Annotated in this window: 10 protein-coding genes; 6 read left to right on the top strand and 4 right to left on the bottom strand. The window is 54.1% G+C overall.

Annotated elements, in window-relative coordinates; translation table 11 throughout:
• Positions 1-6 precede the first annotated feature (6 nt).
• Together ssuC and ssuB are read left to right on the top strand one after the other, a co-directional pair.
• Positions 7-798, top strand: coding sequence for an aliphatic sulfonate ABC transporter permease SsuC (gene ssuC / locus ACQG2G_RS07455; RefSeq protein WP_040021618.1), 792 nt, complete (start codon positions 7-9; stop codon positions 796-798).
• Positions 795-1565, top strand: a complete 771-nt coding sequence (gene ssuB / locus ACQG2G_RS07450; RefSeq protein WP_248078477.1) for an aliphatic sulfonates ABC transporter ATP-binding protein — start codon at positions 795-797, stop codon at positions 1563-1565. The genes ssuC and ssuB overlap by 4 nt, the downstream gene beginning before the upstream one ends.
• A 51-nt stretch (positions 1566-1616) precedes the next feature.
• Here ssuB and pepN read toward each other — a convergent pair whose 3' ends face one another.
• Positions 1617-4229, bottom strand: coding sequence for an aminopeptidase N (pepN, locus tag ACQG2G_RS07445; RefSeq protein ID WP_029882975.1), 2613 nt, complete (start codon positions 4227-4229; stop codon positions 1617-1619).
• Between the two features lie 255 nt (positions 4230-4484).
• On the opposite strand from pepN, the gene pncB reads away from it, so the two are divergent.
• The 4 genes from pncB (at position 4485) to ACQG2G_RS07425 (ending at position 10289) form a co-directional block, all read left to right on the top strand.
• A complete protein-coding gene (pncB, locus tag ACQG2G_RS07440) occupies positions 4485-5687 on the top strand; it encodes a nicotinate phosphoribosyltransferase (protein WP_029882976.1) in 1203 nt (400 codons plus the stop codon).
• Positions 5688-5852: 165 nt separating this feature from the next.
• The gene (asnS, locus tag ACQG2G_RS07435; RefSeq protein WP_029882977.1) at positions 5853-7253 is read left to right on the top strand and encodes an asparagine--tRNA ligase; all 1401 of its coding nucleotides are present in this window, start codon (positions 5853-5855) and stop codon (positions 7251-7253) included.
• A gap of 605 nt (positions 7254-7858) precedes the next feature.
• Positions 7859-8914, top strand: a complete 1056-nt coding sequence (gene ompF / locus ACQG2G_RS07430; RefSeq protein ID WP_020689704.1) for a porin OmpF — start codon at positions 7859-7861, stop codon at positions 8912-8914.
• 184 nt (positions 8915-9098) lie between these two features.
• The gene (locus ACQG2G_RS07425; protein ID WP_029882979.1) at positions 9099-10289 is read left to right on the top strand and encodes an amino acid aminotransferase; all 1191 of its coding nucleotides are present in this window, start codon (positions 9099-9101) and stop codon (positions 10287-10289) included.
• A 57-nt stretch (positions 10290-10346) separates the two neighbouring features.
• Here ACQG2G_RS07425 and ACQG2G_RS07420 read toward each other — a convergent pair whose 3' ends face one another.
• From ACQG2G_RS07420 to ldtD, 3 genes are all read right to left on the bottom strand, one after another.
• Positions 10347-10994: an MBL fold metallo-hydrolase gene (locus ACQG2G_RS07420; RefSeq protein ID WP_013097289.1), complete on the bottom strand. Its 648-nt coding sequence runs from the start codon at positions 10992-10994 to the stop codon at positions 10347-10349.
• Positions 10995-11014: 20 nt separating this feature from the next.
• Complete coding sequence (locus ACQG2G_RS07415; protein WP_013097290.1) at positions 11015-11566, bottom strand: YcbK family protein; 552 nt, start codon at positions 11564-11566, stop codon at positions 11015-11017.
• A 174-nt stretch (positions 11567-11740) separates the two neighbouring features.
• The gene (gene ldtD / locus ACQG2G_RS07410) at positions 11741-13564 is read right to left on the bottom strand and encodes a L,D-transpeptidase (protein ID WP_061772035.1); all 1824 of its coding nucleotides are present in this window, start codon (positions 13562-13564) and stop codon (positions 11741-11743) included.
• Between the last annotated feature and the right edge of the window lie 49 nt (positions 13565-13613).

Genomic DNA, 13613 nt, shown 5'->3' with positions numbered 1-13613 from the left:
GTGGCTATGTCTCTCACCACACAAAAATGGCTGTTGCGCGCCGCCCCGTGTTTTTTACCTGTCGGCATTGTCCTTATCTGGCAACTGGCCTCCTCCACCGGCTGGCTGTCGAGCCGTATCCTGCCCTCTCCGGAGGGCGTGATCGAAGCCTTCTGGTCGCTGAGTGCCAGCGGCGAGCTGTGGCAGCACCTGGCCATTAGCTCCTGGCGCGCGGTGATTGGGTTTTCCATCGGCGGGAGCATCGGCCTGACGCTGGGGTTGATCAGCGGCCTGTCCCGCTGGGGGGAACGGTTGCTGGATACCTCCATTCAGATGCTGCGCAACGTACCGCATCTGGCGCTGATCCCCCTGGTCATTCTGTGGTTTGGTATTGATGAGAGCGCAAAAATTTTCCTCGTGGCGCTGGGCACGCTGTTCCCGATTTACATCAATACCTGGCATGGGATCCGCAATATCGATCGCGGGCTGGTTGAAATGGCACGCAGCTACGGATTATCAGGATTTGCCCTGTTTATCAACGTGCTGCTGCCGGGCGCCCTGCCCTCCATTATGGTTGGCGTTCGCTTTGCGCTCGGCCTGATGTGGCTGACGCTGATCGTCGCGGAGACCATTTCAGCCAACTCCGGCATTGGCTATCTGGCAATGAACGCCCGCGAATTCCTGCAAACGGACGTGGTGGTAGTCGCCATTATCCTTTATGCCCTGCTGGGCAAACTTGCTGACGTCAGCGCCCAGTGGCTGGAACGCAGCTGGCTGCGCTGGAACCCGGCCTATTTCTCTCAGGAGGCGAAAGCATGAATACCGCCCGACTCACTCAGGGGACACCGCTGTTACTTAACGGCGTCACGAAACGCTACGGCGACAAAACCATTCTTAACGCTCTGGATCTGCATATCCCCGCCGGACAATTTGTGGCCGTTGTCGGCCGCAGCGGCGGCGGCAAGAGTACGCTGCTGCGTCTGTTAGCCGGACTGGAAGTGCCGAATGGAGGGGAGATTCTGGCAGGGACAACGCCGCTGGCCAATATTCAGGATGATACCCGCATGATGTTTCAGGATGCGCGCCTGCTGCCCTGGAAAACGGTGATCGATAACGTCGGGCTGGGCCTGAAAGGTCACTGGCGGGAGGAGGCGCGTCAGGCGCTGGCCGCCGTCGGGCTGGAGGATCGCGCCGGTGAATGGCCTGCTGCACTCTCTGGCGGGCAAAAACAGCGCGTAGCGCTGGCGCGGGCGTTGATACATCGTCCAGGCCTGCTGCTGCTCGATGAGCCGCTCGGGGCACTTGATGCCCTGACGCGGATTGAAATGCAGGATTTAATTGCCTCGCTCTGGCAGGAGCACGGTTTTACGGTCCTGCTGGTGACGCACGACGTGAGCGAAGCCGTCGCCATGGCCGACCGGGTGCTGTTAATAGAAGAGGGAAAAATTGGTCTGGATCTGACGGTAGATATTCCACGCCCTCGCCGTGTGGGATCGGCAAGACTGGCAGAGCTGGAAGCGGAGGTGCTGGAGCGAGTGATGAGGCGCGGTGTGAATGAGCGCGCGTTGATTAAAGCTAATGCCTGATGCCCTCACCCCGGCCCTCTCCCACAGGGAGAGGGAGGGTTAAGCTTTCTATCAGGCCAGCGCCTTCGAAATCTTCTCGTACAGATCGCCAGAGAGATTTTCCAGCCCTTTAAGCTGCTCAAGCGCGGCACGCATCTTCGCCTGGCGCTGCGCATCGTAGCGTTTCAGGCGGATCAGCGGCTCAATCAGACGTGATGCCACCTGCGGGTTGCGGCTGTTCAGCTCGGTCAGCATTTCCACCATGAACTGATAACCGCTGCCGTCTTCCGCGTGGAACGCAGCCGGGTTGCTGCTGGCAAACGCGCCAATCAGGGAGCGGACGCGGTTCGGGTTGCTCATGGTAAAGGAGCGATGCTTCAGCAGGCTGCGCACGTTGCTGAGCGCATCGGCTGCCGGACTGGTCGCCTGCAGAATGAACCACTTGTCCATGACCAGGCCATCCTGGTGCCACTTGTCGTCATACTCTTGCATCAGCGCATCACGGCACGGTAACTCGGCTGCCACGCTTGCCGCCAGGGCGGCGAGCGCGTCGGTCATATTATCCGCTTCGTGATACTGCTTGCTCACCAGCGTGTTCGCCAGGTCTGTTTCACCAAAGGCCAGGTAGCGCAGACAGGTATTGCGCAGGGAACGTTTACCAATGTCGCCATGTTCCACGCGGTACGCATCCAGCTTGTTGGCGTTGTAGATCGCCAGGAACTCATCCGCCAGTTCGGCCGCCAGCGTGCGGGTCAGCGCTTCACGCACAGCCACGATGGCAATAGGATCGATGGTCTCGAACAGCTCGGCGATTTCGGTCGCGGACGGCAACGTCAGGATTTCAGCCGCGAGGGCCGGATCAATCTGTTCATCCAGCAGAACCGCACGGAACGCGTCGGCCACGTGAACCGGCAGCGACAGCGGCTGGCCCTGCTGATGACGATTAACGTTCAGCTTGATGTATGTCGCGAGCAGACTTTGCGCGGCATCCCAGCGGGAGAAATCGTTGCGCGCGTGACGCATCAGGAACGTCAGCTGCTGATCGCTCCACTTGTACTCCAGCTTCACTGGTGCAGAGAATTCACACAGCAGCGCAGGCACCGGCTGGAAATAGACGTTATCGAAGATAAAGGTCTGCTCTGCCTGGGTCACGTTCAGCACGTGGTGTACCGGGTGGCCGCCCTTCTGCAGCGGGATCACTTTGCCTTCGTTATCATACAGTTCAATGCTGAACGGGATGTGCAGCGGATATTTTTCTTCCTGCTCAGCCGTTGGCGGCGTGCGTTGGCTGATGGTCAGGGTGTACTGCTCGGTCTCCGGATTGTAATCGTCTTTAACGGTGACAATCGGCGTACCGGCCTGGCTGTACCAGCGGCGGAAGTGAGAGAGATCCACATTCGACGCATCTTCCATTGCCTGCACAAAATCATCGCAGGTGGCGGCGCTGCCGTCGTGACGCTCGAAATAGAGCTGCATACCTTTCTGGAAGTTCTCCTCGCCCAGCAGGGTGTGGATCATACGGATAATTTCCGCCCCTTTTTCATACACCGTCAGGGTGTAGAAGTTATTCATCTCAATGACTTTGTCCGGACGAATTGGGTGCGCCATCGGACTGGCATCTTCCGCGAACTGCAACCCACGCATGGTGCGCACGTTGTTGATGCGGTTAACCGCCCGCGAGCCCAGATCTGAGCTGAACTCCTGGTCACGGAATACGGTCAGGCCTTCTTTAAGGCTCAGCTGGAACCAGTCGCGGCAGGTGACGCGGTTACCGGTCCAGTTATGGAAATATTCGTGGCCAATAACGCGCTCGATATCGAGGTAGTCTTTATCGGTGGCGGTATCGGTACGGGCCAGCACGTATTTGGAGTTAAAGATGTTGAGACCTTTGTTCTCCATCGCGCCCATGTTGAAGAAGTCGACGGCGACAATCATATAGATGTCGAGATCGTATTCCAGACCAAAACGCTCTTCGTCCCATTTCATGGAGTTGATGAGCGAGGTCATCGCCCATGGCGCGCGATCGAGGTTGCCACGGTCAACGAACAGTTCCAGCGCCACTTCTCGGCCAGAACGGGTTTTGAAGGTGTCGCGTAAGACGTCGAAATCACCCGCCACCAGCGCAAACAGGTAGCATGGTTTCGGGAACGGATCCTGCCACTGTACCCAGTGACGGCCGTTTTCCAGCTCACCCTCACCCACGCGGTTACCGTTAGAGAGCAGGAAAGGATAAAGCGTTTTATCCGCGATGATTTTGGTGGTAAAGCGCGCCAGCACGTCCGGACGGTCAAGATACCAGGTGATGTGGCGGAAACCTTCCGCTTCACACTGGGTACACAGCGCCACGCCAGACTGGTAGAGCCCTTCCAGCGCCGTATTGGCGGCAGGGCTGATTTCATTCACGATGCGCAGCGTAAAGCGTTCCGGCAGGTTATCGATCACCAGCTGGTTGTCTTCTTCTTTATAGTCAGTCCAGGCTGCATCATTAATATGCAGGGAGACCAGCGTCAGGTCTTCACCATCCAGACGCAGCGGCACTGCCGTCGCGCTCTGGCGCGTCACCTGGCTTACCGCCGTCACAACGGTTTTAGTGGCATCCAGGTCAAAAGTCAGATCGATATCGCTAATCAGGTAATCCGGCGCACGATAGTCGTGGCGGTATTTGGCTTGTGGCTGTTGTGTCATAGAAAACCTTATGCATCGTTTGTCGAATAACGATTCCAGTCTATTCCTGTTGTGTAGATCGCGCTATGCAGAATGTTCATCTTTTCAGGTACAAACACCCTTTTTGCTACATTTGTATAACACGGGGCACAAAATGCCCTCGACCATAAAGAGCGCTTATGTTGTGATCGGGGTTCAATAAATCACTAAACAAGGTATACTCCCGAGTTGTTTATTGTACTAAACGCTCCTGTGAGAGGATGCTACTGCGCACCTATGACTCGATTCGCTTCTCCTGTTCTGCATACGTTGCTGGATACCGACGCGTATAAACTGCACATGCAGCAAGCCGTTTTCCACCATTACTATGATGTTGATGTTGCGGCGGAATTCCGCTGCCGTGGCGACGACTTGCTCGGTATCTACGCAGATTCCATTCGTGAACAGGTCGATGCTATGCAGCATCTGACGTTGCAGGACGACGAATACCAGTGGCTTTCCGGCCTGCCTTTCTTTAAAGCGGACTATCTGAACTGGCTGCGCGACTTCCGTTATAAGCCAGAGCAGGTCACCGTCACGAATGATAACGGCAAGCTGGATATTCGCCTTGAAGGCCCATGGCGTGAAGTGATCATGTGGGAAGTTCCGCTGCTGGCCGTGATCAGCGAGCTGGCTCACCGCTACCGTTCGCCGGAAACCGGGGTGACTCAGGCACTGGCCGCGCTGGAAAACAAACTCGCAGGGTTTGCCACCCTGACGGATGGGCTGGATATGTCCCGCTTCCGTCTGATGGACTTTGGCACACGTCGCCGTTTCTCCCGCGACGTTCAGCAGGCCATTGTTCAGCGTCTGCAGCAAGAGTCGTGGTTCGTGGGCACCAGTAATTACGATCTGGCACGTCGTCTGAACCTGACACCAATGGGTACCCAGGCACACGAATGGTTCCAGGCACATCAGCAGATCAGCCCTGATCTGGCCAACAGCCAACGCGCCGCACTGGCCGCGTGGCTTGACGAGTATCCGAATCAACTCGGCATCGCCCTGACCGACTGCATCACCATGGATGCGTTCCTGCGTGATTTCGGCCCTGAGTTCGCTGAGCGTTACCAGGGGTTACGTCATGACTCCGGGGATCCGGTTGAATGGGGTGAGAAGGCGATCGCGCATTACGAAAAACTCGGCATCGACCCGATGAGCAAGGTGCTGGTCTTCTCCGACAACCTCGATCTCGCGAAAGCGGTTGAACTCTATCGCCATTTCAGTACCCGAGTAAACCTGAGCTTCGGGATTGGCACCCGTTTAACCTGCGACATCCCTCAGGTAAAACCGCTGAATATCGTGATAAAACTGGTGGAATGTAACGGCAAGCCGGTAGCCAAGCTCTCCGATAGCCCGGGTAAAACCATCTGTCATGACAAAGCGTTTGTCCGCGCGTTACGCAAAGCTTTCGATCTCCCTCAGGTCAAAAAAGCCAGTTAAGCGCTTAAGGGAGCCAAATGGCTCCCTACTTCTTATTTATTTCTTAATTCTTCTCTTTTGACTGCGAAATTTACTTGTCTGATAGCGGATGGCAGGTAACATAGATATCCCCCCATTTGGGTGGACAAGTGTTTATTTTTTCCGACTATTAACAGAGAGAATATTATGAGCGTTGTGCCTGTAGCCGACGTACTCCAGGGCCGTGTCGCCGAAGACCTAGAAGTCACCGTGCGCGGATGGGTGCGTACCCGCCGAGATTCTAAAGCTGGCATCTCCTTCCTTGCCGTCTATGACGGTTCCTGCTTTGATCCTGTACAGGCCGTCATTAATAATTCTCTGCCCAATTACAATGATGACGTTCTGCACCTGACAACCGGTTGTTCCGTAATTGTTACCGGCGTGGTTGTCGCATCACCGGGTCAGGGTCAGAGTTTCGAAATTCAGGCCACTGCCGTTGAAGTGACCGGCTGGGTTGAAGATCCTGATACCTACCCGATGGCCGCAAAACGTCACAGCATCGAATATCTGCGTGAAGTGGCTCACCTGCGTCCACGCACCAACCTTATTGGTGCGGTGGCCCGTGTCCGCCACACGCTGGCGCAGGCACTGCATCGCTTCTTCGATGAGCAGGGTTATTTCTGGGTATCTACCCCGCTGATCACCGCCTCCGATACCGAAGGCGCTGGCGAGATGTTCCGCGTTTCTACGCTGGATCTGGAAAACCTGCCGCGCACGCCGGAAGGTAAAGTGGACTTTGACAAAGACTTCTTTGGTAAAGAAGCCTTCCTGACGGTATCCGGCCAGCTCAACGGCGAAACCTACGCCTGTGCGCTGTCTAAAATCTATACCTTCGGCCCAACCTTCCGTGCGGAAAACTCCAACACCAGCCGTCACCTGGCAGAATTCTGGATGCTGGAGCCTGAAGTGGCTTTCGCAGATCTGAACGATGTCGCTGGCCTGGCGGAAGCCATGCTCAAGTACGTCTTCAAAGCGGTACTGGAAGAACGTGCTGATGATATGAAATTCTTCGCTGAGCGTGTCGATAACGAAGCGATTGCACGTCTGGAGCGCTTTGTTTCCTCCGACTTTGCCCAGGTGGATTACACCGATGCGGTCGCTATTCTCGAGAAATGCGGTGAGAAGTTTGAGAACCCGGTTTATTGGGGCGTGGATCTCTCTTCCGAGCATGAGCGTTACCTGGCTGAGAAGCACTTCAAAGCACCGGTTGTTGTGAAAAACTACCCGAAAGACATTAAGGCGTTCTATATGCGCCTTAACGAAGACGGTAAAACCGTTGCCGCAATGGACGTACTGGCGCCGGGCATTGGTGAAATTATCGGTGGTTCCCAGCGTGAAGAGCGTCTGGATGTGCTGGATGCGCGCATGCAAGAGATGGGGCTCAATCCGGCGGATTACAGCTGGTATCGCGATCTGCGCCGTTACGGTACTGTGCCACACTCAGGCTTTGGTCTGGGCTTCGAACGTCTGATCGCCTACGTCACAGGTGTTCAGAACGTACGTGACGTTATTCCGTTCCCACGTACGCCGCGTAATGCCAGCTTCTAAGTAACCAACATCATAATGGCCAGCATTTGCTGGCCATTATTTTATTCTGCTCTGTCAATTTTCGTCAGCGTAAAGTAAGCACCTTTCAACTTTGACCACGTCACAACCACTAGTTGTTACGTTTTGTTTCCACGAAATATCTACGAACAAAAAATAAACCCTATTCTTATTGCGATTATTTAATCCTCAAGCAATAGCACAAATTTCAACCAAAATCACAGCCATCCAGAAGTCCCTTTTGGGTCATAAGAAAAAATGAGTCGTTGAAGGTGCGCGTATACGAATTGCCTTTATCTAAATTAATTATAAGGAATTCATATATATAGGAATCTGCCTGCCGTTTAATTCGCCAGGTCTTTCTGAAATTTGAGGTGGTTCACAAAGTTCCGAAAAATACACATTTAGTTACATATAATTTCTTTTTGTTACTCAATCTTGAAAACTGTAGCACTTTCAGGCTAGCGAAACGCTTCTATGAATGGAAAGATGCCTGACAGATACATAAAGACACCAAACTCTCATCAATAGTTCCGGAAATATTTATTGACGGAATTTATTGGCGGCAGTGGCGAGTGTCATAAAAAAACCAATGAGGGTAATAAATAATGATGAAGCGCAATATTCTGGCAGTGGTAGTCCCTGCCCTGCTGGTAGCCGGTGCAGCTAACGCTGCAGAAATCTATAACAAAGACGGCAACAAACTGGATCTGTACGGGAAAGCAGTTGGCCTGCATTACTTCTCTGATAATGACGGCAACGATGGCGACAAAACTTATGCTCGTCTGGGCTTCAAAGGCGAAACCAAAATCAACGACCAGCTGACCGGCTATGGTCAGTGGGAATATAACTTCCAGGGTAACAACTCTGAAGGCGCTGATGCTCAGTCAGGTAACAAAACCCGTCTGGCATTCGCAGGCCTGAAATTCGGTGACGCAGGTTCCTTCGACTACGGTCGTAACTATGGCCTGGTTTATGATGCAATCGGTATCACCGATATGCTGCCTGAGTTCGGTGGTGACACCGGCGTGAGCGATAACTTCTTCTCTGGTCGTACCGGTGGTCTGGCGACTTACCGTAACAGCGGCTTCTTCGGCCTGGTTGATGGTCTGAACTTTGGCGTTCAGTACCTGGGCAAAAATGAGCGTACCGATGCGTTGCGTTCCAACGGTGACGGCTGGGCAACCTCTCTGAGCTATGATTTCGATGGCTTCGGTATCGTCGGTGCTTACGGCGCGGCTGACCGCACCAATGCCCAGCAGAATCTGCAATGGGGTAAAGGCGATAAAGCTGAGCAGTGGGCAACCGGTCTGAAATATGACGCGAATAACATCTACCTGGCAGCACTGTACGGTGAGATGCGTAACGCGGCTCGTCTGGACAATGGTTTCGCTAACAAAACTCAGGACTTCTCTGTTGTAGCTCAGTATCAGTTCGACTTCGGTCTGCGTCCATCCATCGCTTACTACAAATCTAAAGCGAAAGACGTAGAAGGCATCGGTGACGAAGACTACATCAACTACATCGACATCGGCGCGACTTACTACTTCAACAAAAACATGTCCACCTATGTTGACTACCAGATCAACCAGCTGAAAGACGACAACAAGCTGGGCATCAACAACGATGATACCGTTGCTGTAGGTCTGGTTTACCAGTTCTAATCAGTACACCACTTTGTTATATGCTTAATGAACAGGGCTTCGGCCCTGTTTTTTTATGCCTGACAGAAAATAATGGCGACTTTTGAAAAGCCGCACGCTTTTCGTCGCAAACGGTTGGCATTTTGTAAATCTACCGTTAACCTGATAGCGGATTTCACTTCTGTAATCACAATGGAACTTCGTCATGTTTGAGAACATTACCGCCGCTCCTGCCGACCCTATTCTGGGCCTGGCCGATCTGTTTCGTGCCGACGACCGCCCTGGCAAAATCAACCTGGGTATTGGTGTATATAAAGATGAAACCGGCAAAACCCCGGTACTGACCAGCGTAAAAAAAGCTGAGCAGTATCTGCTGGAAAATGAAACCACCAAGAACTACCTCGGTATTGATGGTATCCCTGAGTTTGGTCGTTGCACGCAGGAGCTGCTGTTCGGTAAAGGTAGTACAATTGTGAGCGACAAACGCGCGCGCACAGCACAAACGCCTGGCGGTACCGGCGCACTGCGCGTGGCGGCGGATTTCCTTGCAAAAAATACCGCTGTTAAGCGCGTATGGGTAAGCAACCCAAGCTGGCCGAACCATAAGAGCGTCTTTAACTCTGCGGGTCTGGAAGTGCGCGAATATGCCTACTACGACGCCGCAAACCACGCTCTGGACTTCGACGGTCTGCTGGCGAGCCTGAGTGAAGCCCAGGCGGGCGACGTGGTACTGTTCCACGGCTGCTGCCACAACCCAACCGGCATTGATCCGACGCTTGAACAGTGGGAACAACTGGCGAAACTGTCTGTCGAAAAAGGCTGGCTGCCGCTGTTTGACTTCGCTTACCAGGGCTTCGCCCGTGGTCTGGAAGAAGATGCTGAAGGTCTGCGCGCTTTCGCAGCCGTCCATCAGGAGCTGATCGTTGCTAGCTCCTACTCCAAGAACTTTGGCCTGTACAATGAGCGTGTTGGTGCCTGTACGCTGGTCGCAGCAAACGAAGAGACTGCCGATCGTGCGTTCAGCCAGATGAAATCAGTTATCCGCGCTAACTACTCTAACCCACCAGCACACGGTGCTTCTGTCGTTGCCACCATCCTGAGCAACGATGCGCTCCGCGCGATTTGGGAACAAGAGCTCAACGATATGCGTCAGCGTATTCAGCGCATGCGCCTGCTGTTTGTGAACACCCTGGCAGAGAAAGGTGCAGACCGTGATTTCAGCTTTATTACTAAGCAGAACGGTATGTTCTCTTTCAGTGGCCTGACCAAAGAACAGGTTCTGCGTCTGCGTGAAGAGTTTGGCGTGTACGCCGTGGCCTCTGGCCGCGTGAACGTTGCAGGTATGACCCCTGACAACATGGCGCCACTGTGTGAAGCGATTGTCGCCGTACTGTAATGTAATTAGCGCCCACAAAAAAGCCTGCACGATGCAGGCTTTTTTTATTATCCGGATTTACCAGACAGGCATTTCATCCTGAAGGAAGGGGTTATGCACCCGCTCGTAGCCCAGCGTCGACATCGGGCCATGTCCAGGGATAAACGTCACGTCATCACCCAGTGGCAATAACTTCTGTTTAATCGACTGGATCAGCTGTCCGTGGTCGCCACGCGGAAAATCGCTGCGCCCTACGCCACCTTTGAAAATCACATCGCCGGAAATCAGCAGACGGGACTGGTCATCAAAGAAGACAATATGGCCTGGCGTATGCCCAGGACAATGCAACACCTGTAAAGTCACATTCCCTACGTTCACACGCTCTCCTTCGTTTAACCAGCGATCGGGCGTCAGTGGCTGACATTCATCGAGGCCAAACATGCGGCTTTGGGCTGGCAAACCCTGCAGCCAGAACTCATCTTCTTTTTCCGGACCGATCACCGGCACACCATAGTGCTGTGCCAGCTCCGCCGCTGCGCCGACATGGTCAAGGTGACCATGCGTCAGTAAAATCTGCATCAGCGTCACACCGCTTTCTGCAACTTCCTGTTTGATCTTCTCAGCGTCACCGCCGGGATCGACAAGCGCGGCCAGTTTGGTTTGCTCACACCAGATCAATGAACAATTCTGGGAGAACGCCGTAACCGGAATAATACGATAGTTCATACTGCTCCTGTGTTTCGTTATTACCAGTGCCGAACTGGACCGGTATCAATATGCACAAAGTTACTACTTGGGTAATATCCTACACCACCTGCGCGCATAGATAACGCAGCTTTGCGAATATTGGCTAACGAAACGCCTTCAATATGGAAATCCATTGCCTGTCCCCTGGTGTGATAGCTTTTTTTCGCTACCCCACGGCTGCGGGCGCGCAATTCATTATTGGTATCAATGGAACGATAACCCGAAATGAGTTGCACCGGCTTGCTGGTACCCAGCAGGCCCTGAAGGCGGAACAACTGGTCAAATAATCCTGGGTCGATGGCTTTTACTTTATTCGCGCGGAAATCACGGAAAAAATGGTTAAGTCTTGCTAATTCATCCTGAATATAGCCTCTGCCATCGAAGAATTCCGCTTTTAGCGACTCACCAGTATGCAGATTGTTGAGCGTTAAAATACGCGGACGAGGTGTCGAGAGGGTGGCAAATGCTGGCGTCGGCAGGATGGCCGCTGCGCCGAGCGCAACGCCACCTAACGCCAGCAGTTTGCGGCGATTAGCGTCAAATTTGTCCATGATAATCAGGTCTACAGGTCAAAGAAATCGTAATATGCTTAGCGCACGAAGGGCACCTTAACTGGCAAAGCCGACGACGTCAAGGCACCCAACCCCAGCAAACACGCGGCTTCCAGCCATATCGCCACGTATTTGCCCTAACTTACGACAACCTATTTTCCCGAACTGCTTCATTTACCTGATTAATTGTTCAGCTTTTGGCAAAATTTGTGCGCCGGATCGCGCCGTGAGATCATAATTGTAAATATCTGTACGATACTGGGTACGTCCATCTTCACCAACAAACGCCGTCAAATAGTAAAGATTGACCGGTATATTGTGTCGAATGTTAACGTAACGGGTGTCCCCCTGCTTGAGGGCATCGGAGATCCGCGTGTCGTTCCAGCCCGCATCCTGCAACAGCATATTCGCCAGTTCCGATGCCTTATTCACTCGAACGCAGCCTGAGCTGAGCGCACGGGCATCTTTCTGGAACAGGTTATGGTTCGGCGTATCATGCAGATAGATAGCGTCCGAACTTGGCATGTTGAATTTATAGCGCCCCAGCGAGTTATGCGCACCCGGTGCCTGCTGGAAACGGAATGGCAGGTTCGACGGCGTAATCGTTGACCAGTCAACCATCCACGGATCGATCGTCTCTTTGCTGTTCCAGCCGCGGATCACCGTATAGTTATGACGCTCCAGATAGCCAGGATCGTTCCAGACCTTAGGCAGAATATCCTTGCGCGCCAGCGTCGGCGGCACGTTCCACGGCGGGTTTACCACTACGTTATTCAGGGCGCTGCTCATCATCGGCGTTTTACGGTCAGGACGTCCGACAATCACGCGCGACGCCAGCACTTCGCTACCGTTCTGATAATAAACCAGCGAATACGCTGGAATATTCACCATAATCCCGGTCGACAGTGTTCCCGGCAGCAGACGTAAACGCTGGATATTCAGCGCCACCACCCCAGCACGCTGGGCAGGCGAGACGTTCAGCCAGTCGCGGGTGGATGGACCGATCACCCCGTCTGCGCCCAGCCCCTGCGCGGCCTGGAACTGCTTAACCGCCGCGACCAGTTCGCGATCGTAGGCGGCGGGTTTGTTGCTCTGCGCAACGGCCTGTTTCTCTTTTACCGGGGCCGACGGGCTGACGACCGCGCTTTGCGTATCGTCGCCAGGCAGCGCAATCTTAGGACCGCTTTCGAGAATGCCGGAGCGTTTCATAATTTCGCGGATCGCCGGGACATCGCTGCTCCACTGTCCCGGACGAAGCGTGGTTGTGCCACGCACCTGAGGCCACGGGCGGGAATCCGCAACCAGCTCAAGCAGCGACTGATGCATGGTGGCATACTGCGGATGGGCCGGCGCCAGGCTTGCGATAAAGCGCGGCAGGTCACCGTTGTCCAGCGCCAGTTGCCACTGGTTAATGACCGACAGCGCAGGCGTCGCCAGCTTGTATGGTTTTTGACTGTATAACCAGCGGTTGCCATTGACCGGAATGCCCGCCACGAACTGGAGGTAGCCCATCATGGCATCAGACAGCACCACATCACGCGCCTGACCGGTAACGGCTGGATCGGTGAGGAGCTCAACCCAGGTGGTGAATTGCGGCTGAAAACCTGCAATGGCGACTTCCGCCAGCTGCTGCTGAAAAGCGCGCACGGCGTCCCGGTTTTCCCACATCGGCTTCATATCACGCGCGGCATAAAGCAGCGTAAGCTGGTTAATGTAGGCAGGCGTGTATCCTGCTGGAAGCCCGGTTAGAAGCTGCTGGCGGAGCGCGCCGGTGTCGATACCTTCGGGTAGCGGTCTGATACCCGCTAAAATGGCCGTCGCCGGAGATTGATCCAGCGGTTGTGACAGCGACGTCGGCTGCGCACTCATCGTCGCAGAACTGTCTGACGGTACAACTTCAGGCTCATCGGCCTGAGCGCTTAACAGTGGAGCAAACATCACCGCCAGACACAAACTCAACGCTGACAGCTGATGACCACGATTTTTCTTTAGCAACATCCCTTGCCCCCTGTTTTCTCACGACATGCCCATCACACTGGGGCTTTTA

The sequence above is a fragment of the Enterobacter cloacae complex sp. 382A5 genome (assembly GCF_050031095.1).
Taxonomy (GTDB): Bacteria; Pseudomonadota; Gammaproteobacteria; order Enterobacterales; family Enterobacteriaceae; genus Enterobacter; species Enterobacter cloacae.
Note: the sequence above shows the minus strand (reverse complement) of the source record. Positions and strands in the feature narration are given on the sequence as shown.